19 protein-coding genes are annotated in these 21,165 nt (G+C 54.7%); 3 read left to right on the forward strand and 16 right to left on the reverse strand.

Features of this window, described 5'->3' with window-relative positions; translation table 11 throughout:
- Positions 1-476 precede the first annotated feature (476 nt).
- Positions 477-749: a DEAD/DEAH box helicase gene (locus tag SCARR_RS05995; RefSeq protein ID WP_222846194.1), complete on the reverse strand. Its 273-nt coding sequence runs from the start codon at positions 747-749 to the stop codon at positions 477-479.
- A 197-nt stretch (positions 750-946) separates the two neighbouring features.
- On the opposite strand from SCARR_RS05995, the gene SCARR_RS06000 reads away from it, so the two are divergent.
- Positions 947-1,231 (forward strand): BrnT family toxin, encoded by a 285-nt coding sequence (locus SCARR_RS06000; RefSeq protein WP_136060597.1) that lies wholly within the window; start codon positions 947-949, stop codon positions 1,229-1,231.
- A gap of 4 nt (positions 1,232-1,235) precedes the next feature.
- Positions 1,236-1,454, forward strand: coding sequence for a CopG family antitoxin (locus tag SCARR_RS29245; RefSeq protein ID WP_136060598.1), 219 nt, complete (start codon positions 1,236-1,238; stop codon positions 1,452-1,454).
- A gap of 114 nt (positions 1,455-1,568) precedes the next feature.
- Here SCARR_RS29245 and SCARR_RS29040 read toward each other — a convergent pair whose 3' ends face one another.
- The 13 genes from SCARR_RS29040 to SCARR_RS06065 form a co-directional block, all read right to left on the reverse strand.
- Entirely contained in the window at positions 1,569-1,691 is a 123-nt protein-coding gene (locus tag SCARR_RS29040) for a hypothetical protein (RefSeq protein WP_281281131.1), read from the reverse strand.
- Entirely contained in the window at positions 1,663-2,097 is a 435-nt protein-coding gene (locus SCARR_RS06010; RefSeq protein ID WP_136060599.1) for a hypothetical protein, read from the reverse strand. The genes SCARR_RS29040 and SCARR_RS06010 overlap by 29 nt, the downstream gene beginning before the upstream one ends.
- Positions 2,098-2,173: 76 nt before the next feature.
- Positions 2,174-3,691, reverse strand: a complete 1,518-nt coding sequence (locus tag SCARR_RS06015) for a sulfatase family protein (protein WP_136060600.1) — start codon at positions 3,689-3,691, stop codon at positions 2,174-2,176.
- A gap of 82 nt (positions 3,692-3,773) precedes the next feature.
- Positions 3,774-5,288, reverse strand: a complete 1,515-nt coding sequence (locus SCARR_RS06020) for a TRAP transporter large permease (RefSeq protein WP_136060601.1) — start codon at positions 5,286-5,288, stop codon at positions 3,774-3,776.
- A gap of 67 nt (positions 5,289-5,355) precedes the next feature.
- A complete protein-coding gene (locus SCARR_RS06025) occupies positions 5,356-5,913 on the reverse strand; it encodes a TRAP transporter small permease (protein ID WP_136060602.1) in 558 nt (185 codons plus the stop codon).
- On the reverse strand, positions 5,913-6,929 hold the full coding sequence (locus SCARR_RS06030) for a TRAP transporter substrate-binding protein (RefSeq protein WP_136060603.1): 1,017 nt from the start codon (positions 6,927-6,929) through the stop codon (positions 5,913-5,915). Before SCARR_RS06030 ends, SCARR_RS06025 begins: the two co-directional genes overlap by 1 nt.
- Positions 6,930-7,019: 90 nt before the next feature.
- Positions 7,020-10,550, reverse strand: coding sequence for a glycoside hydrolase family 88 protein (locus SCARR_RS06035; RefSeq protein ID WP_136060604.1), 3,531 nt, complete (start codon positions 10,548-10,550; stop codon positions 7,020-7,022).
- A 9-nt stretch (positions 10,551-10,559) separates the two neighbouring features.
- A complete protein-coding gene (kduI, locus tag SCARR_RS06040) occupies positions 10,560-11,387 on the reverse strand; it encodes a 5-dehydro-4-deoxy-D-glucuronate isomerase (RefSeq protein WP_136060605.1) in 828 nt (275 codons plus the stop codon).
- 18 nt (positions 11,388-11,405) lie between these two features.
- The gene (locus SCARR_RS06045; RefSeq protein WP_168433042.1) at positions 11,406-13,862 is read right to left on the reverse strand and encodes a glycoside hydrolase family 88 protein; all 2,457 of its coding nucleotides are present in this window, start codon (positions 13,860-13,862) and stop codon (positions 11,406-11,408) included.
- Between the two features lie 7 nt (positions 13,863-13,869).
- On the reverse strand, positions 13,870-14,751 hold the full coding sequence (locus tag SCARR_RS06050) for a DUF4861 family protein (RefSeq protein WP_136060607.1): 882 nt from the start codon (positions 14,749-14,751) through the stop codon (positions 13,870-13,872).
- Positions 14,752-14,925: 174 nt separating this feature from the next.
- A complete protein-coding gene (locus SCARR_RS06055; protein WP_168433043.1) occupies positions 14,926-16,041 on the reverse strand; it encodes an AraC family transcriptional regulator in 1,116 nt (371 codons plus the stop codon).
- A 31-nt stretch (positions 16,042-16,072) separates the two neighbouring features.
- Positions 16,073-16,456 (reverse strand): VOC family protein, encoded by a 384-nt coding sequence (locus tag SCARR_RS06060; protein WP_136060609.1) that lies wholly within the window; start codon positions 16,454-16,456, stop codon positions 16,073-16,075.
- Positions 16,453-18,384 carry a polysaccharide lyase family 8 super-sandwich domain-containing protein gene (locus tag SCARR_RS06065; protein ID WP_136060610.1) on the reverse strand — a complete coding sequence of 644 codons (1,932 nt, stop codon included), beginning with the start codon at positions 18,382-18,384 and terminating at the stop codon, positions 16,453-16,455. Before SCARR_RS06065 ends, SCARR_RS06060 begins: the two co-directional genes overlap by 4 nt.
- A 162-nt stretch (positions 18,385-18,546) precedes the next feature.
- Between SCARR_RS06065 and SCARR_RS06070 the strand changes: the two genes are divergently transcribed.
- The gene (locus SCARR_RS06070) at positions 18,547-18,870 is read left to right on the forward strand and encodes an IclR family transcriptional regulator C-terminal domain-containing protein (protein ID WP_168433044.1); all 324 of its coding nucleotides are present in this window, start codon (positions 18,547-18,549) and stop codon (positions 18,868-18,870) included.
- On the opposite strand, the gene SCARR_RS06075 is transcribed toward SCARR_RS06070, so the two are convergent.
- Both SCARR_RS06075 and SCARR_RS06080 read right to left on the reverse strand, forming a co-directional pair.
- The gene (locus SCARR_RS06075) at positions 18,856-19,884 is read right to left on the reverse strand and encodes an IS1595 family transposase (RefSeq protein ID WP_136060612.1); all 1,029 of its coding nucleotides are present in this window, start codon (positions 19,882-19,884) and stop codon (positions 18,856-18,858) included. The two genes, SCARR_RS06070 and SCARR_RS06075, sit on opposite strands and share 15 nt — an antisense overlap.
- Before the next feature lie 251 nt (positions 19,885-20,135).
- Complete coding sequence (locus SCARR_RS06080) at positions 20,136-21,164, reverse strand: uroporphyrinogen decarboxylase family protein (RefSeq protein WP_136060613.1); 1,029 nt, start codon at positions 21,162-21,164, stop codon at positions 20,136-20,138.
- Position 21,165: the final 1 nt, after the last annotated feature.

Raw genomic sequence — 21,165 nt, forward strand, 5'->3', positions numbered from 1 at the left:
GGAGTGAAGAAAAAGAGGAGCAGCCCAAACGGCCGTCCATGAATTGAGCGGCGTTCATATAGACAACCCCCGCCGGTGTCAAGCGGGTTCGGCCACAGGAAATCCACAGGAAATCCGCTGCACCGCCCTTCCGCACGCTCCGACCCCGGAAAAAAGGCGTGGCAGCACCCTTCAATCCCTTGAAAATCCACAGCGCTCCTTCGCAAAAACCTTCAACCCCCTCATCGTCTGCCACTTCGCCGGAAAGAAACATAAAGAAAACCATGGCGGAAGCACCCGGGCATCCATACAATCCCCACAGTTAGTTGGCACGTGCCGAGAGGCTCAGTCCAACATCAAGATGGCACCTTTTGGGTACCCTCATATCCTCCTGCCATTCAGCTCCTGCGATGGACTTTGGAGTTTGGGGAAACAGGAGGGATAAAATCCTAATCGTTAGGCGACAAGATAAATGAAGCTCTACAAATTTAGAGGAATCACACAAATTTGGCCACGCTGTCGCCAATCTGTGCGGCCAGCTCGCGGGTCGGCGCAATAATCAGCACTTCCGGCCGTTTCGAGACTGGGGGTTTGTTCTTTATTGCAAGGTACTGAAGGATCGGCAGCGTAAACGCCGCCGTCTTTCCGGTTCCGGTCTGCGCGCAACCAATCATGTCGCGCCCTTTCAGCAACGGCGGGATCGCCTGCTCCTGAATCGGTGACGGTGTGTGGTAGCCTGCATCGGATACAGCGCGGCCGATTTCCGGCAATAGCCCCGCCCGTATCAAGCGGGTTCGGCCATAGGAAACCCGTTTCTAGAGCGCGAGGGGGCCAATCAAACGAATCGGGCACGGGTTACTCCCTGCAGCGCGATTGCTTCGGAGTCATTTAATTTGAGGCAACTCGCTTGGTCGTTCGACAAATCAAATATATTGACCAAACAACAGTCGGTACGTACATTGTACGCATGAGTGGGATCCAGTTTACATGGGATGAAAATAAATCCCTAGAAAACAAACGTAAGCACAAGGTGTCATTTGAGGAAGCCCAGACTGCTTTCCTAGATGAAAATGCCATTCGGTTTTTCGACCCAGACCATTCCGAAGACGAGGATCGTTTCTTGATGCTTGGCATGAGCTTTAAGCTTCGTGTCCTGATCGTTAGTCATTGCTACAGAGATAATGATTCGGTCATACGAATCATCTCTGCACGCAAGGCCGATAAAAAAGAACAATCGTATTACTGGAGATAAACCAATGAGAGACCATTACGACTTCGAAAACATGAAGGGAGAGAAGAATCCCTACGTTAAGGAACTCAAACAACCTGTGACTATGCGCCTAGACAAATCAACGGTTGCCTACTTCAAGTCACTCGCAAACGAACTGGGCATGCCCTATCAAAGCTTAATCAATCTCTATTTGAGAGACTGTGCTCTAAACCACAAAAAACTCTCCCTCAAGTGGGCATCATAACGTTATCATGAAGCGGACTGTCCAATTCCCGCTGACCCGCCCCCATAAACATGGACGGTTCTAAATGAGCGTTCAGCGGTGCTTATCCGCGGCCGTAGAACTACCTAAAAGACTTCAGCCCTTGTAGCAGAGCACGCCGACGATGCAGGAGGCGATGCGCAACGCGGTGATCTCTTCAACCTGCCACTCGCGTTCGTTCGTGCAGTCGTCATAGCCAACGCAGCGTGCCGTTCGCAAAGACGGGGACAAAAGCGATCGACAGGATGCCCTGCATTTCCAGCAGCACCTCTTGCTGAGCGGCGCTCAGTTCGGAGGCGCGGCAGGCGACCACCTCGCCGTTGTGCATTTTTTCGTTCCAGTCAGCAAAACCGCTCTCCGCCATGTCAAAGCTTTGCAGTTCTGGATTGGCGATTTGGCGGTCCTGCCCGACCTCCACCCATTCCGCGCGCTGGCTCGCAATCAGATTGCCGGCAGGCAGGAGTTTGAAGTCAAACAGATAGGTCCGGTCCACGCCTACGGCCATTCCGAGTGTGCTTAGAATTTCGTAGAGCGCATCATCGCCCGAATCGGTAGTCAGCTTTTCTGCAATATGGGCGAGCGCCCCCAACAGCATCTGCGCATCCAACGATCTTTGCTTTCCCATTTTTCACCCGCAATTAAAACCATCCACAAGAAACATAACAACACAGATCATATTTCCTAGGAAAAAATCAAGCGGCTTAATTCTTCTTGCCGGCCCGCTTTTGCGGAGGCGGTTCGTCGGGCACCTGATACTGCTTTTTCAGGCGCGACAGCTCTTTTTTAAGCGCCTGTATTTTCGCCTCATTTTCGGGGTTTCCGTAGACGTTCTTCATTTCGGTGGGATCGTTCTGCAGATCAAACAGCTCCCACTCCTCTTCGCCGGGCACATCCACGCCATAGAAACGGATCAGCTTCCAGCGGCTGTCAAAGACGCCCTCGTGGCGGCGAACACTGTGGGCGCCAGGATATTCATAGTAATGGTAGTAGAGCGACTCGCGCCAATCCCGCGGCGTTTGGCCTTCCAGCAACGGGACAATGCTCTTGCCCTGCATGTCGGCGGGAATCGGCGCACCGGCCAGATCGAGGAAAGTTTCGGCAAAGTCAATGTTCTGCACTAGGTCATCGTTGACGGAGCCCGGCTTGATTTTGCCGGGCCAGCGGGCGATGAGCGGCGTGCGGAACGATTCTTCATACATGAAGCGCTTGTCGAACCAGCCGTGCTCGCCCATGTAGAAGCCTTGATCGGACGAATACATCACGATGGTGTTATCGGCCAGCCCCTGCTCTTCCAAGGATTGGAGAATGCGCCCGACGCTTTCATCGACCGCCCAGGTACAACGCATATAATCTTTCATGTAGGTCTGGTATTTCCACTTCACCAGCGCCTTGCCCTCCGGTTTGTTTTCGGCAAACCACTTTTGACGGGCGGCAAAGCGAGGATTGTTTTGATAGCGTTTGCCTTCCGCCTTAAGATCGGAGTCTAATTTCATATAGCGATCAATCTCCATCTCCTGCCCGTGTGCGGCCACGCCACGGGAGGCATAGTCGTCGAACAGGTTGGCCGGTTCGGGAATCTCGACATCCTCGTACTTGCTCATGTGGCGGTCCGCCGGATCCCAGTTGCGGTGCGGCGCCTTGTGGTGGACCATCAGCATGAACGGCTTGTTTTTGTCGCGCTTGTTTTCGAGCCAGTTGAGGGCGCGGTCGGTGATGACATCCGTGACATATTCGCCCTCGTACTTGGTCTTCCCCTCTTCGGTGATGAAATCCGGGCTGTAGTATTTCCCTTGGCCGGGCAGCACTTCCCAATAGTCGAAGCCCTGCATGGCGCCATCCAGATGAATCTTGCCGACCATAACGGTCTGATATCCGTTCTTTTGCAGGATTTTCTGGAACTGCTGCTGGTCATGGTTGAACGCATCTCGGTTATCGTATTTCCCGTTCATGTGGCTGTGCTTGCCGGTCAGCAGCGTCGCACGGCTCGGCGCGCAGATCGAATTGCCTACATAAACGCGGTCAAACCGCATCCCGTCGCGGGCAAGGCTGTCAATGTTCGGTGAAGGATTCAACGGCTGCAGCCGTCCGCCGTAGGCTCCGATGGTTTGGTACGAATGGTCGTCCGAAAAAATCCAGACAATGTTGGGCTTCGCGCCCGCCGCATGACCGGCCAGCATCAATGCCGCCGCCACAAATAATCCACAAGTCACTCTCTTCATTGTCCGTTCTCCTTTTCTTGTATTTAGAACCTTACACAAGGAGACGTCGCCAAAGAGGCAGTCCTGCCGTTTTTTTTAACGCTTATTGCGTGTTTTCGGCAACGGGGGCTTCCTGAGGATTCATAAAATAGGCTTTATCAACGTCTTCCTGCTTCACCTGTTTGGTCTGCAGCGGCATCCAGAGCGACACGGCCGGCACGTAGGTGATGACCAGCAGCGCGGCGATCATCGCAGCAAAGAACGGCAGCAGCGTGGGCGTCACTTTCGCGATGGTCGTCTTGCCGACCCCGCACCCGATGAAAAGGCAAGTGCCGACGGGCGGCGTGCAGAGGCCGATGCAGAGGTTCGCGATCATCATGATTCCAAAGTGAACCGGATGCATGCCCAACGCGGAGACGACCGGCAGGAAGATCGGCGTAAAAATCAGCACGGCCGGGGTCATGTCCATGAAGGTGCCGACCACAATCAGCAGCATGTTGATCGTCAGCAGAATGACGATTGGGTTTTCGGAGAGCCCCAGGAGGGCGGCGCTGACCGTCTGCGGAATATTGGCCATCGTCATGATCCAGCTCATGCCGGAACTCGCGCCGATAAGCAGCATGACGACCGCGGTTGTGATGCCGGTATCCAGCAGAATCCGAGGCAGTTCCTTCGTCTTGATTTCGCGGTAGATGACCACGGAAAGCAGATAGGAATACACCACGGCAATGGCCGCCGCTTCGGTGGCGGTGAAAACGCCGCCGAGGATGCCGCCGATCACGATCACGATCAGCAGCAGCGTGAAGTAGGCCCGACGGAAGGTCTTGAAGAAGCCACAGCAAACGGCCGACCAAATCAAGAACCATACGATCCCATTCGAAACCACCAGTTTTCCGATCTTGAACCCTAGATCGACCCAGCCCTTTTGCGATGCAAAAACGAAGACGATCATCAAGGCAACGATGGACGTTGCCGCAATGGGTTTCCATCGGGGCATTTCGAGCGCTTCGCCCTTATAGCCCTTGATCACCGAAATAACCCCGCCGACCAGCATGATAAACAGGCCGGTAATCAGACCGGGCAGGAAACCCGCCATGAACATGGCCGCAATGGAGACCGAGCCGGCGGCTACGGAATAGACGATCATGATATTGCTCGGAGGAATCAGCAAGCCGGTGGTCGCAGCCGTGGTCGTTACGGCCACGTTGAATTCGCGGCCATAGCCCTTGCGGTTCATTTCGGGAATCATGAAACCGCCGACCGACGAAACCGCGGCGGCCGCCGAACCGGAAATGGATCCGAACAGCATGCAGGTGAGTGTGTTCACATAGCCGAGTCCGCCAGGAAGCCGGCCGACGAGCGTGGCTGCAAAATCAATCAGGCGGCGGGCCAGCCCGCCCTTGCCCATCAAATGGCCAGAGAGAATAAAGAAAGGAATCGCCAACAGCGCAAAGCTGTTTACGCCATTGGCCATTTTGGCCGCCACCATGACCGTCGGGTCGGTGCCATCGGCCAGGATCGCAAAAAAGGTCGCCAATGCAATCGACACGGCGATCGGCACATTCATGACGAGCAGGAGCACAAAAACAACAACCAGGACGAGCGCGACGGTACCCATTAGAGTGCCTCCTGAGTTGCGTTCGCAACTTCGAAACTTGAAACGTGAAACGTGAAACGTGAAAGGTTCATGACTCCACCTCTCCGCCGGCGTCCATCGTGCTTGGTCCGTCCTTTTCAGGTTTCAGGTTTCCGTTTTCCAGTTTCAGGCTTATCGTCTCAATGAGATTTTCGATCGTATAGATCACCATGAAAATTCCAGCGATTGGAAGCGCCAGATAAACATAGCCCATTTTCCAACCGAGCGCGGGCGTGGTCTGCTCCATCGTCAGAGCATCGGAAACGACACGGGCCCCGCCGTACACAAATATGGCCGAGGCGAAAAAGAGGACGACCCCATGCGAAACGATCGCCATCAGGCGTTGCGTTTCGGGATGAAACTTGCCGACGAAATAATCGACGCCAAGATGCCCTTTGGTGCCGAAGGCGACGGCGCCGCCCAGCAGCGAAACCCAGACGAGCAGAAAGCGGGCAAGCTCTTCGGTCCACTTGGTCTGCGCACCCAGCACGTGGCGCGAAAAGACCCCCCACACCACATCGATGACCAACAGCGCGACCACAACAATGAGTACAACGTTGAGTGCGGAAGTCATCCCCTTCTTGAACTTAAGCAGACCGTCCAGCATCACTTGACCTCAGAAATCTGCTTCAGCAGTTCGCGCACTTCTGGATCTTCAACCTCGGCCAGCATGGGTGCCACCTTGGCCGCGAAGGCGGCGGTGTCCACTTCGTAGACCTCAACCCCCTCTTCCTTTGCTTTTGCGAGCGCAAGGACGGTTTCTTTTGCCCAGAGCTCGCGCTGAAAAACCGAGGATTCATCGGCGGCCTGCTGCACCCAGGCCTGCACCTGCGGATCCAGTTTTTTCCAAACCTTGGAACTGATCAGCAGCATGTCGGGGATGCGGGTGTGCCCATCGAGCGTGAAGTGCTTGCACACTTCGTAGTGCTTGTTGGAGGTGAAGCTGGGCGGATTGTTTTCCGCACCGTCAACGGTGCCCTGCGCGAGCGCGGAATAGAGCTCGCCCCACGCAATCGGCGTGGGCGCCCCGCCCATGGCCTCGACCATGTCCATCGCGGTCTTGGATTCCATAACGCGGATCTTCAGCCCCTTGAGATCGTCGGGCGTGCGGATCGGCTTTTCTTTGGTGTAGAAGTTGCGGCTTCCGCCATCGTAGTAGCACAGGCCCCGAAGGAACTTGGATTCGCCCTGCCGCAGCATTCCCCGGCCAATTTCGCCATTGAGCACGCTCCAATAATGCGTCCCGTCACGGAATATATAGGGCAGCCCATAGACGGACATCGCGGGAATGAAACTTTCCATGGCGGCGGCCGAGGTTTTGGTCATGGCGAGCGCACCGCTTTGCAGCTGCTCGATGCACTGCTTTTCCGAGCCGAGCACGGAACTGGGATAGATATCGATCGTAACGTTGCCTCCGGAAAGCGCCTCAAGCCGTTGCTTCATGAATTCCATGGCTTTATGCACCGGGTGGCCGGTATCCAAACCATGCCCGAGCTTCAGCACCAGCTGGCCCTGCCGGCCGGCCCCCGCCTTCTGCCCGCGCAAATACAACGAAAAACCTGCGGATGCCAGCATGGCTCCCACCAGAATTCCACCCACAAACATTGATGACGCCTTATTCATATTCACCCCTTGAAAACCGATATAACTACTATTTCAAACGTTTGAGATCAAGACAAACCTCATCCTCCAAATACATGATCTCCATTCCGGTCAAGGTCGCTCCAGAATCATTCCGATGGCATCGGTCGCATAGTCGCAAAAGTGGCTCCACGGCCCATTGCCCAACCAAGTCAGTACCTTGTAGCCATCGCCTGCCACCACAATCGGGCGGATGTTCTTATACTTCGAACCGGATGTGACCGCTTCCCATTTGATGGTGGAAACATTATCTTTCGCACCAATCAGCGCGGTATAGATTTCATGCACGCCGCCGGAATCCTTACCCGTCGCCGGATCGACATCCGTGGAAATATAAACCCGTTGCGGGTTTTCCGGATCAAACGCCATCAGGCCGGTGTAGCTGCTTTCTTTCTCGTAGAGGCATTTCCCAGCATACGCAATTTCGCGGTCGTTCCACGCGCTCCCTGTCCAGGAGGCAATGCGGAAACGATGGTCGTCGTTGGTGAAATACACCGTGTAGCCTAGATGCGGATTGCGCTCGGCATCCATTCCCGCCGCACACGACCACGCGCTGTTGGCGGCACTGCCGCCGTGTCCGCCCTTGCGCTTAACCCCGCTGCCCTGATAGACGATTTCAGCTTCAGAAGTAATGAGCGGCCCTTCCGACAGATCCTTAATCTTGGTGCCGTCCGCTTTAAAGAACGAGCCTTTGCGAAAGTCGGCATAATAGAGGCTGTTTCCAAACTGACGCGGATGGGCGTCGGTGAAGGAAATGCCCACCGTGTTTTCATCGCGCTGCAGATAGCGCGCATACGGACGCTGGCGGCCGCCGACATCGTGTGTGATGAAGTGCTTATAATTCCCCCAGGATCCCCCGTCGTCCGAAGAGGTGATGAAAGCCGGGTTAAAATGCTGTCCGTCCCGAAAGAAGCAATAGAGCAATTCCTCATCCTTCATGGTGAATAGATTCATGTAGGTGGATCCACGCTTATCTTCGTAGGTATGATGATATTCCTTGCGCGGTCCCCACTTCAGATAATCCTGAGGGTCGGAAATATGATAGTGATGAATCTTTTCCTTCCCATGTTTGGCGTAGACGGTCAGCAGGCTGCCATCGGGGCGAACATGGAAGACCGGCGAGTCATGGTCGTCGCGCTCGAACTTTTCATAAAGAACCGCGGCGCCAAGAAGCTTGTCTGCCTTCAGATCATAGACGCCCACTTTTGCATCGCCGCTTTTTCCGCTGATCCCGCCGATGATCAGCTTCCCATTGTTGATGATCACGCGCGGATCTTCGTACCAGCACCAGCCCGTGTCTTTCATGAACGTTTGGAAGGGACGGCTGTCCGAGGCGCTCTGGGGACAGAGCGCCCTGCCACCCACCAGCTTATAGACCTCGGAACCTGCTGAAAGAAATGCGCCAATGCCATAGACCTCGGTCTGGTCAGGCCAGGCTTGGCCCGGCGCCGCGCCCACGGGTTGGACATAGCCCAGCATGCCGTCGGCAGTCACATGACTCACCAGCGCATCCCAGCCCTTCAAAACCACAGGCGCATAGGCCGCCCGATCCAGATATCCTTGGTTGATTCCCCATGCCAATCCGTAGGTGAAGAAGGATGACCCACTGGTTTCAGGTGTTGGATACGCATCAGCGCACAGCAGGCTCATCGCCCAATGCCCTTGCGGAGTCTGGAGTTTCGCAATGGCTGGAGCCATATCCTTGTAGAGCCCCACAAACCACTCTTTGTCCTTGCCCTCGGGCAGCTCGTCGATGATAAGCGCAAGTCCACCGAACACCCAACCATTGCCGCGCGACCAGAAAATCTTCCGCCCATTATCGCGCTTCTTGAAATAGTTCGAATCACGGAAAAACAGATGCTCTTCCGGGTCGTAGAGGTGGTCGTAGGTGGCTTTGTATTCCTTGACCATAAAGTCGAGGTATTTCTCGTCGCCGGTGATTCGCGCCATCTGCGCCCAGACCGGCGGTGCCATAAAGAGTGCGTCGCACCACGTCCAGCGCTCCTGCTGCTTGCCTTTGATGATGACCGACTGCTTGCTCGGATTGGCTAGGATAAAATCCAGTCTCGCCTTAATGCTGGCGTACATTTCCGGGTCGTTGTAGTGCTCCGCGAGTTGCAGGTAGAGCCGACCGATTAATTGGTCATCGGCGTGGTATGTTCGCTTGCCAAGCCTCCAGTCCAGCCCTTCTGCAATCGACTTAAGGAATTCATAGCCTTCATCAGCCCCCGTCATGGCCGCCCATTTATCGAGGCCGACATAGCACGCACCATATGTCCAGGCGGTATACACATTGTTGTGCTTATGCTTTCGCTGATAGTCGCCGTGAAAATGTTCGATCTGCCAATCGGCAACTTTTTTCACTTCCGCTTTAACTTGTTCGGGTGAACGGGTGGCTCCGGGAATGCCGCCAACCAACCGATATACTTCCGAACCTGCGGAAAGGAATGCCCCGACTCCGTAGACCTCGGTCTTGTCAGGATAGGATTCGCCCGGCGAGGCACCGACCGGCTGCACGTGACCGAGCAGCCCTTCTTCAGTGACGCACGCCGTGAGTGCCACCCAGGCCTTGAGTACGACCGATTCGTAGGCGGCGCGATCCAGCAAGCCGTTGTTGATGCCCCATGCAAGTCCATGCGTGAAGAACGCCGTACCGCTGGCTTCAGGAATCGGATAGTCTTTCGGGTCGCCCAGCAACCCCATCGACCAGGTACCATCCTCGCGCTGCGTCTTTTTCAGCGATTCAGCCATCTGCTTGAACATATCGATGTAAAACTGCCGCCCATCCCAGTCCTGCGGCAAATCGGGAATCATCAATGCGAGCCCGCTGAAAACCCACCCGTTACCACGAGACCAGAAAATCTTTGCCCCGTTGTTTTCCCTTCTGTCAAAATAGGTGGAATCGCGGAAAAACAGTTGATCCTCCTGGCTCCAGAGCAGGTCGTAGGTGGCGTGGTATTCCTGATCCATGAAATCGAGGTATTTCCGCTCCCCCGTCACCTTGGCCAATCGCGCCCAGACCGGTGGCGCCATGAACAGCGCATCGCACCAACCCCATCGTTTATGGCAGTCGCCCCCTTCCTTCCATTCCAATGACCCGGTTTTCGGGTTAGCCATAATCCAGTCGAAACGCTTGACCGTATCGGCAATCATCCTTGGATCTCGGGACTCTTCATAGAGTGCCAGGTAATAATGCCCAACGGCATGGTCGTCGGCATGGTATTTCGACCAGTGCAGCTTCCAGTCGTTTCGTTCCGCAATCGAATGCAACCATTGGGTATAGATACCGCCATCGTCGGCCACTTGGCGCCATTCATTCATGCCAGCGTATAAAGCCGCATTGTGCCATTGCCTGTCGTGCCACTTTTTCTTAAAGGTCACCGCATATTTTTCATAACCGGTTTCAGGCTTCCTATCCCCCATCTCCTCCAGCACGGTCTGGAGGGAAAGCGGTATCCCGCGGTATAGTTGCTGATCATCAAAGGTCTTGATCTGCCAATCGGCCACTTTGTCCGTGACAGCCTTCACCTCCTCCGGCGAAGGAGTCGCGGCAAAAGTTCCGACCGCAATACCCAACGACATCAGTAAACTAAACAGCCTCATTCGCTTCCCCTATTTCAAGTCACTAACAGCAATGTGGTCCATATCGTCGAAGCGCTGGTTTTCACCACCCATGCCCCAGCAGAACGTATAGGCCTTCGTGCCGCAGCCGGAGTGGATGGACCACATCGGAGAGATGACCGCCTGCTCGTTGCCGATCACAATGTGCCGTGTTTCATCGCCCGGCCCCATCATGTGGAAGACCTTCGACGCTTCGTCGAGGCCGAAATACATGTAGACTTCGGTGCGGCGTTCATGCGTATGGCACGGCATCGTATTCCAAACGCTGCCCGGCTCCAGCGCCGTGAAGCCCATCACCAGCTGGCAACTCTTGATGCCATTTTCGTGGATGTACTGGTAGATCGTGCGCTTGTTGGCATCTTCAACCGTTCCCAACTGAATGGCGTTCGCGTCAGCCTTCTTTGCCTGCGTGGTCGGATATTCGGCGTGGGCCGGATACGAAATCAGATAAAAGCGCGCCGGCTCTTCGCCGCTCACACTGTCGAAAACAATCTCCTTCGAACCGCGACCGATGTAGAGGCCGTCGAGATTTTCCATTTGGTATTCGGTGCCGTCGACCGCAACCGTTCCGTTGCCGCCAATGTTCAGCACGCCAACTTCGCGACGCTGGCAAAAATAGTCCGCCGCCAGCTCTGCGCCCGCTTCGAGCTTCAAGCTCCCAACGGTCGGAACCGCCGCGCCGACAATGGCACGCTCCACTTCGCAATAAAGAAGGTTCAGTGTTCCAGCTTTGAATAGTTCAACGAGAAACGCGTCGCGCAGCTCGTCGGTCGTCATGCGTTTGTATTCATTTTTTCCAACTGTATAACGTACGTTCATAATGATTTCCTTTATGTGTTAAAATTCGAATGACGCCATAATTTGGCAGTCGTATTCCTGATAACGCGTGTAGTCCCCAGCGAACCAGAACAGCGCGTTTTCCTTGCCCCGCACAATGACCGGACGCAGGTGGTTGTTGACCGGATCGTGCGTCAGCTGCTCCCACTTCCACACCCCATTGCTTCGCGTTCCTTTGAAGAGTTGATAAATCCGCTTCGGCAGCGGCTTGCCGGTTTTCGGGTTCACATCCGCAGAAATCACCACCTGCTGGTCGTTCTGCGGATGCAGCGCAACGCCGCCGGCATAGTGCTGTTCTTTCGGGTACAGATTGCTCCCCGCAAATGCAATCTGCTCGCACGCCCACTGGCCGTTCTCTAAGCGTGCCGTCCAGTAGCGCATGTCGGTTCCCATGTCGCCGCTGGGCGACGAGATGAAAGCGCCGAATGGCTGGCCGGTCTGATCATATTCAAGATCCCAGACCCAGCCGCGGCCGTTCGGAGTGGAGCCGTCAAAGACGAGGGTTCCGTCCTGTGGCTCCATCGGCTTGTCCTGCAGTTCATGCAGATTGCGGATCTCTGTACCGTCGGATTTCCGGAACGCGCCGTCTTTATAATACATGTGATACACGTTGTTCTGCTTGCAGTCGCGTGGATGGCCGTCCGTATAGAACAGGTCAATGCGGTCTTTCCCGTTGGAAACATACTTGATGTAAGGCCGCGCGCTCCCCTGCCCGACCAGAACCAACTGAACCGGCTCGCTCCACGTTTCCGCCTCATCGTCGGAATAGGTGAAATGCGGATTATAATTATTGCCGCGGAAAAAGTTGTAGATGCGCCCGCCTTCATCTTCCACACGATGCAGGTTTTGATAGGTCACGCCGCGTTTTCCAAAACTCATTTTAAAGCGCTGCTCATCAGACGCCCGGGCTTCCTTCCATTGCGACAGGGTCAGCTTGCGCTGATAAAAGTTTTTATGGCTGCCGTGCGTTGCATAGCAAACCAACAACTTGCCGTCCTTCAGCGGAAGAAAAGCGGCGTTGTTGTGGTCGTCCTTTTGCTCCCAAGTGCTAAGCACCATTTCCTTTCGGGCATGTGCACTGGACATCTTTTCCAAACCAAATGCGGTTAGAGCGGTTTTGCCATCGCTCTTCACATAGCTCGCATAAAAAACATTGTTGTGAAAAATCACGCGCTCATCGTTGTACCACGTCCACGCGCCGTCATCCGCCACCGAGCGCGGCTTGAACGGTGTTGCGATTTCCGCCTTCATTTTTTCCAGCGGCTGGAGCTTCAGCATTTCCACCCCGGCCAGAATAAAAGCACCGACGCCGTAGTCTTTGGTGTCCTCGGCGCGCGCCTCGTGCGGCGAACCGGCGACGAGCTGGCACCAGCCCAACCGCCCTTCCGGCGAAACGCAATCCACCAGTCCGCGCCAGCCACGCATCACCACCGGCTCAAAATATTCGCGCGGAAGCCAGCCCTCGTTGACGCCCGTGGCGAGCGCATAAACAAAGAATGAGGATCCCGTGGTCTCCTTCATGGCGTACCATTCGGGATCGTTGACGCACGGACGCCACAGCCCGTCTTCGCCTTGGTATTTCGCCAAGCTGAACGACAGATCCACAAACAGGTCGATGTATTTCTGACGCATCGGATCATCCTTCTCCAGATACGGGATCAACCGCGCCAAGCCGCCAATCACCCAGCCGTTGCCGCGCCCCCAGAACACCTGTTTGCCGTTGGGCGTCTTGAGCTTTTCGGTCTGGGCCTTGCTGTTGCGATAAAAAAGCTGTTCATCCCCGTCATAAAGAAAATCCACCGAATCCCAATAGAGTTTGTGCAGCTGATCATAGTAGCGCTTGTCGCCGGTGGCCTTGCCCATCCGTGCGTAGACCGGCGGCGCCATGTAGAGCGAATCGCACCAGCTCCAAAGCTTGCGGCCAATGAACGGCCGCTCCTTTTTCTCCCACGTGTTGACCTCGCCCGGCAAAAGGGTATCGCGCTCCAGATAAGCGGACAGCTTTTCAACCAGCTTGGCGATCTTTTCATCGCCGCCCTTGGCGAAGTAGAGATCCAGATAGGCCTGCCCCGGGCAGACATCATCCGCGTGCAGCGGACGGACGATATCCCACTCCGAATCTTCGCCCCATTTCAAGGCCTGTTGCAGATACCATTCGTCACCCGTCTGCCCATAGGCCGCAACGAACGACGAAAAGAACGTACCCACCAGCCAATCCTTCGTCGGGATATTCGGGCCATACAGTTTTAGCTGATATTCCGCCGCCGAACGGATCGTTGACTTGATCGTATCCTGACGGAACGCATATTCATCCAGCTTCGAATACGGCGCAGCTGCAACTGAAACAATCGCCGTTGCAATTATTAGACCGCTAAGACGCAAAGACGCAAAGGAACGGCATTTGAATGCTTTGTTTCTTCGCGGCTTTGCGGTCATATAAAATCCGTTTTTAATCATTCGTTTCCTACATTCGTTGCTGAAACTCGTCGAGATAGGCGTTCCATTCCTTGGAAGTTTTGATTTCGCCGGCCTTTTCCCAGCCGTAGCCGGCATAATATTCCACCTGCCCACTGGCATCGGTTTGGGTGATGAGCTGCGCGTGGCTTTCATCCTTCTTCGGCGACTCGATCAACCGGTACTCCGCGATCTTCGCAGGCGCCATGACCACGCCGGTTCCAATTCCGAATTTGTCTATCGTTTCCCAGCAGGCCATCCAGCCTTTGGAAATATCTTTTGATGCCGCCGCTTTGCCGTCGTGCGTTGTGAGGCCGATGCAAACCGGCAGATTAGCGGCAGGTTTTCCATCCATGGTAAAAAGGCACGACGCATGAAACAGGCGCTGGCCCAGCTCGATGGTGATGGTTTTTTCTTCGCCGTAAACCACGCCGCCGATTTCCCGTTCGTAGGTGAGTTTAAAGACCGATTTCGCCGGCGAGCATTCAATCACTTCCTGTTTCGCATAGGCTTCCAGCGGCTCGCGCTTGCCATCCAGCCAGATGCCGGTTCCGCCGCAGCCGGCTGAACCGCCAACGTGGTATGGATCGTACCCCTCGCCCCAGTCCTTGTGATAGGTCTTTTTCTTCATCCCGCCATACCATTTGTTGATGATCGGATAATCGACCCGCTTCAGCCAGCAGTCGATGCCGCTGTCTTCCTTGCCCTTGCGCATCGCAGGACCGTAGGCGCGGAACGCAATCTTGTCGTTCTCCCACGCAAAGTCGTCGACCCGCTCCGGCACAAACCGGCAGAAGGTCGAAGGTTTCCCCGATTCAGCCGCCACTGCGCCAAGAGTCAAAAAACCGCACGCCATTGCCGCGGCTACGTATTGCTTATGTATTTTCATCATGTTCACCCTTATCCCGTTCCGCCAATACCGCTCAACCGACAACGTATGAGCTTAAAACAATTGCTGTATGAAAGCATGTTCAGCCATTTTTAACCATACCACTTCAAGTGCTGTTTCTTACCATTTTGCGATACTTGATCCAAACCTTGATCTTCTGGAAAGCGGCACCCCCCGCTAGGGAACCGAGACCCGCTTTCGGTATGCAGAAGGGGTTTCACCCCGCATGGAGGTGAAGAAGCGCGTTAGATGCGGTGCATGGGAGAAGCCGCACTGGGCGGCAATTTCTTCGAGGCTCAGACGGCATTCGCGCAGAATTTTAGCAACGTGTTCCGCCCGGGCCTTGCGGCAGTATTCCTGAATGGAATGCGCCAAGTGCTCCCGAAAACGCTTTTCCAGACCGCGTCGGTACAAGCCGCTTGCGCGTGCAACCTCATCGACTTTTAGCGGGCGGTGGGCGTTCTCTTGGATGAACCGCAGCGCCTTGGCCACCGCCGCATCGTCAACGGCAATGAGGTCGGACGATTGCCGCACCACCAGTTCGCCCGCACGCGCGGTGATGATTTTGTTTTCGGGCGCCTTCCCCTTCATCATCTTGTCGAGCATGGCCGCGGCGCCATAGCCGGACTGATATTGATCCAGCCGCACGCTCGACAAAGGCGGATTGCTCATGCCGCAAACAACGGGATCGTTATCAACTCCAACCACCGCGCAGTCGTCGGGCACGCGCAGCCCCGATTCCCGGCATAGATGCACGATTTTTTGCCCGAGGTCATCGTTGGCGGCCATCAAGGCCGCCGGACATGGCAGCGCCGCCAGCCAGCGAACGATCGCCGCATCGTCCAGCTCCCCGGCCACCGGAGGAGGAATCAAGAAGGAGTCAACTTGGAAGCCCGCCTCTCCGAGCACCGCGGCAAAGCTGTCTCCGCGGTCAACCGCCCAAGGCAATCCGTCGTAGCCGCAAAAGGCAAAGTGCCTGAAGCCGCGTTGCAGGAAATGGTTAGCAACCACCTCGCCCACCCCGCGGTCATCGGTTTTCACCCAGCACGTATCCACAATGTGCCGCTTGCTGTACGCAAAAGCCACGACCGGAATCCCGACATCCAGAAAGGCCTGCACTTCGGCCATATCGCGCATCAGAACGCCGTCGTACCGCGTTTCCTCAAGCAGGGTGTCAACATGTGCAAGCCCCTGGGTTTCCCAATGAAAGTGCCACGGCCCGAAATGCCGGGCATAATCCGCAATCCCGGAAATCAACTGCCGCCCCGATTCCCGGGAGGACTCAATCATCATTAAAATATGGGGCTCGGATCGCATGGCAAGATTAAATCATAGGCTGGGCACGATGGCAAAGTTGAATGGCCAGCCCCCACGGGTCGCGAAGCATGGCAACGGTGTCGCCGGCCGGCGTGGTTTCGGTTAGAAGCAGTTCAGCGCCAGCTGCCGACAGGCGTTCGATGGTGGCTTCGATTTCATTGCAGACAAAAGCCAGATGCAGGATCAATGGATCCATGGAAGCATAGTCCGGCGTATTTACCTTTGGGTTGTTGTAGATCTCAATCATCACATCGCCTGACCCGTCCGCAAGGAAGCGAACAGGAAACGGATCATCCGCTCCGCGCTTGACCTGAAAGCCCAAATGCTCGCAGTACCAATCGGCCACTGCCGCAACATCCTCAACCTGATATGCAAAATGTTCAATTTTCATTTCACCGTCACCTGTTTCCCTCGTTCCGCCCCTTGCGGTAGATCCACTATCATGCTTTTCCCATTCACTTTAACTTCCAAGGTCTGGAGGTTGTGCGTTGGGTCCGCAACCATAATCAAGCCCTCCGAGAATTGCATCAGACATGGGCCGTCAGTTTCAATAATCCGGTTTTTAGCGGCCTTTAATTTAGCCGCTTCATAAAACACTGCATAGATCATCCCTTCACAGGCAACCGCCTGAACCGCTTCCGTATTGCTGAGGACGGTCGACTTAACCTCTTCACTCCCTGCACAGGGAACAACGCGATAGGCATAGGTTGCGCCTTTCGGAGACTTCCCGTGATTAATCCACAGGCTGAGAACGTTACCCTCTACAGGCTGATCACCACGGGTCGGAAAGACGGGAAGCCAGTTACCCTCAATCCTGTCCGTCTTTAACACCGGCTCACTATCAATGAACTGATAAGCAACGCCGGAATGTTTCATCCATCCCTTGCCCCGTTTCACGTCACCCGTCAACCACGACTGCTCTACCGACGTGTAAACGTCGCCTAGGGTTTCACCACTGATACCGGAACCCAAACAAACCATATGGTCAGTCAGAAAGAAATATGATTTCTGAGCACTCAGGTTATCGCGTTTGTAAATCATCGAAGCCATGCCGGTTTCACCGTCGCCCAGCACGCCTGAAAAATCGCTACCGCCATAGCCACCGTTCCAACTCTTCGGGGTGAGATTTTCTAAACCTTGGTCACACGTGGTTCCGGGCAGGCGCTTCCAATCCCACAAAGGGACGATGTCTTCATATTCCGCGCCGGTCTGGTACGTCAGCAGCACACCGTCGCCGAGATGGAGCCCCAGCATGTTTTCATCGTTGCAGGTTTCGGCCCCGATCACCCTGGTGGACGACATTTTGACGGAAGCATACCATTCCGGACGACGGTGCACCGCCATATCGGAGCGCCAATAGGACTTGTGCCCCGTCAATCCATTCACTGTTTCGTAGCGGCTCCGATAGTCCGGATCGATCGATCCCATTTGTTTAAGCTGACGTTGAATACCTCGCGCCTTAGCGGTTTGGCAGCCTTCGTCCACCTGACGTCCGCAACCACTCAGATCCATCCGTCCTTTCCATAGAATCCATGAGGGGCCTTCCAAGAGATAATTGCGCAGAATCGCCAGCAGCCCTCCGCCCAAGGCATAATTCGAACCGCGCAGAATACTGCCCCACATCACCATGCTCGCGCCAAAAGAACCGCCATAGTTGCCGAACTGCTGTTGCGGGCCGTGCTGATGAAAACTCCAATCCGGCTGAATGCCCTCTTCGGTCGTAATACGCAGCTCCGACCAGATGGCATCGCTGGCCGTTTTCATCATTTCGCTATTATCTGCCAACAGCCCTTTCATCAACGCAATACCGGCGCACCAAACTTTGTTCTGCCCAGTCATGCCCATCTTGCTCCGATTCAGAATCGGTTGCGCATCTTTCAGCATGGATTCCGGCAGATCATCACCCAGCAGAATAAAGGCGGTCAGCATATTCTCGGGAATGCCGATCCTCCACTGCCACCAGTTCGAATTCCGGTAATCTGCCTCAATCCAATGATTCAGCGCACCCAGAAGTACCGCCTTCAATCGCGGATCCTGATACAGCGCAGATTCCGGATTGGCGTACGCCGTCGCCAATGCCACAACCCGCTTAAGATGATTCAGCGTCGGCCAGCCGCCCCGCCGCGTACTGGTATAGTTCACATCCGGCCACGTTCCATCCGGCCGCATCGTTTTCAGATCCCGCTCAACCGCAGATTCGCTTGTCGAATACTGTGTAAAATATTCAATGAACTGCTTGCGAATCCGCGCGTTGTCCCTAGCGGAAGCCGTAATGGCCAGCAGGAAACACAAACACATAATCTGGAGGCACTTTTTCATAGTCAGCAACTGTGCCCGCAAATCAGCAAATCATCAATTAACACATTCATATAAATCGCCATTATCCAAATATGAACACTGGACCAATAAACAAATACCACATTCCAATCCTTGGAAAAGCGTGCGAGGTACTGGAGCTGGTTTCCTACACGCAGGGCGACCTTGGTCGAACTACACTGCTCCTCAACCGGAAAGGTGTTCCTCGCCTTCAGCATTCCCGAGCCGTCCGAATTCTGCAAAGCGCTCGAATGCACCCCGCACACTAAAAACACCGACTCCTCCGTCGCGGAGGTGCTGACCAGCATCGAGCAAACCCGCAAGCTCGGCTATGTTATGGACGAGGAGGAATATGTCCTCGGCGTGCGCTGCATAACCGCACCGTCGAAAAATGCATTCGGCAAAACAATCGCCGCCGGTGGCATCGTTAGACAACGGCCGGGCAACTTTAATCTACAGTCCATGCCTATCCGGTTAAAACATGTTTGATGAATGCGAACGTATGCGCGCATTTTCATAAAATTTTTGTTCGGTTTCCGGTTTCGCTTGGACGGCAATTTTTAACACACTCTCAAAACCCACCATGGGCCAGTATCTTCGGTTGAACCGGAACACGTATTCATTGAGATAGCCCTGCAAGTGTGCTGAACTCACGCCATGGTGGGTTCCCAAAAGCCACGCATCAAGATTTCCAAACACAATATGGTTCATGGGCAGATGCTGATCTGTCTTCACTTGATCACTACAGATAGCTACCGCCTTATGGTTATATTTCAGTTTATTCAGACCATTATAGCCAACCCACCCATCGGTTCTTACTTCGGCTTTTTTGCTAACATTGGCTGAAACTATCGCCTCCAATGTTTCCTGTTTTCGGTTAGGTATAAGCTCAAGGCGCAATCTTCCCGCAATAAATCCGTGCCCATGCCCTCCCTGATGTTGTGGACGTTGCCCTGATGGGATATTGGAATCAGGCTCGGTCACTTTATTTCGAGGTATAACCTCCACCATTCCAAGAACAAGCGATTTATGGTGTCGACCTTTTCCCTCTCCCTGTGTTTTACCTCCGACATACGTTTCGTCCACTTCAACTGGCCATTCGACACCAATTTGATCTCGATCGGGGCGCACCATGGCAGCCCGTATTTTGTGGAGAATGAGGAGTGCAGTTTCATATCGTTTGATGCCAAGTTGCCGCTGGAACTGCAAGGCACTCAGTCCAGGTGTTTGTGTTGTCGTCAAATATGCAGCCCAAAACCAAACCTGGAGGGGTTGCCGTGTTCGGTGCATAATTGTTCCAGCAGTGAGACTTACCTGATGACTGCACTTTCGACATTCTAAAATACGAGGTCGAGTCTTGTGGCGCCATGGGATTTCCTTCTGATTACAAGAAGGGCATTCGAATCCTTCTGGCCACCTGGTATGTTCTAAATAGCGTAAGCAGGCTGCCTCATCTGGGAAAAGGGTTTGGGATTCAAGCAATGTTCGTGGGTAATTTGACATGTGATATTTTGTGCTGAAACATCAACCTGTGTCAACCGGACAGGCATGGTTACATCAACTCTACAGTAATACGTTCGACATACGAAACGAGGCTGGTTCGAAACAGAGAGGGCCGCTTTACGCCCTGCAGAAGTCCAAACTCCCAAACTGGGAAGCGCTCAAAACCGAGTTGGAACTTCGCCTTCTTTCCAAACTGAGGCATGCCGGTTCCGGCATTTGGAAGATGTAGAACGGAATAGAGATCAGCAGCACTATTTGGCGGCACGAAGCATCGCTTCAATGTTGGCCGGCGGGATATCCGGAAGAATCGCCTCGTGGCTTGGTGAAATGATGAGCCCTGTCGGGAAGATTTCCCGCAGTTCCTTCACCTTGGCCTCCACCTCTTCCGGCGATCCATTCACCAGCAAATGCTGCGCATCCACGCCGCCGCAGAAGGAAACCCCATCGCCATACTTGTCCTTCAAACCCTGCGGCTCCATCCCGGCAGCCAACGCTTGAATCGGATGAACCACATCCACCCCGCAGTCGATCAAATCCGGGATAATGTCCGCCACGGCGCCGCACGAGTGGTAAACCACTTTCAGCCCGTACGACTTTGCCTGCTCGACCAGCCGCCGGTTGCACGGCGCCACGAATTCGCGCAGCAGCTCCGGCGATACCATCAGGCCATTCTGACTGCCCATGTCGTTGCCGATCAGCACTGCATGAATCCGGTCGCCCACCGCTTCGTAAAAAATCTTGTTGGCCTCGTAGTAAAAATCGGTGCAACGGTTGATGACGGCCTTAAACATGTCCGGCGCGTCGTACATCATCATCATCGCCTCCTCCATGCCGAAGGCGGCGCACGTGTCCTGAAAATGCGACGACCAGAGAATTCCCATAATCGCGCGGTCGTCCGGAAGCTCGTTCACCAGTTTCCGGCACTCGTCCTTATCGACATATTTTGCTGGGCCCGGCCAATCAAAATCATTGATGCGCGCGGGATCTTCCACCCCTTGGAAAAACCCGGTTTCCCCGAGCGTGCGCTCTTCGTTCTCCAGTTTCCCATGGCTGGAAAAATCGAGCGCCATGTGGATCGCGTCGGCCGAAGGCGAGTGATATGGCATTTCAATCGGCAGCACGTCATCGTCGAGCTTCAGGCTCAACTCCAGAACATTGCTGACCCCGAAATAACTAAACAAGCCTTCATACGCCGCTGTGGTTGGAAGCCCCAGCCAAGTTGCCGGCCGATCCACCGGCCTGCGCTCAATCGTCGCAATGAAACGTTCAATGTGGTTCATC

It is taken from the genome of Pontiella sulfatireligans (assembly GCF_900890705.1).
GTDB classification, from domain to species: Bacteria; Verrucomicrobiota; Kiritimatiellia; order Kiritimatiellales; family Pontiellaceae; genus Pontiella; species Pontiella sulfatireligans.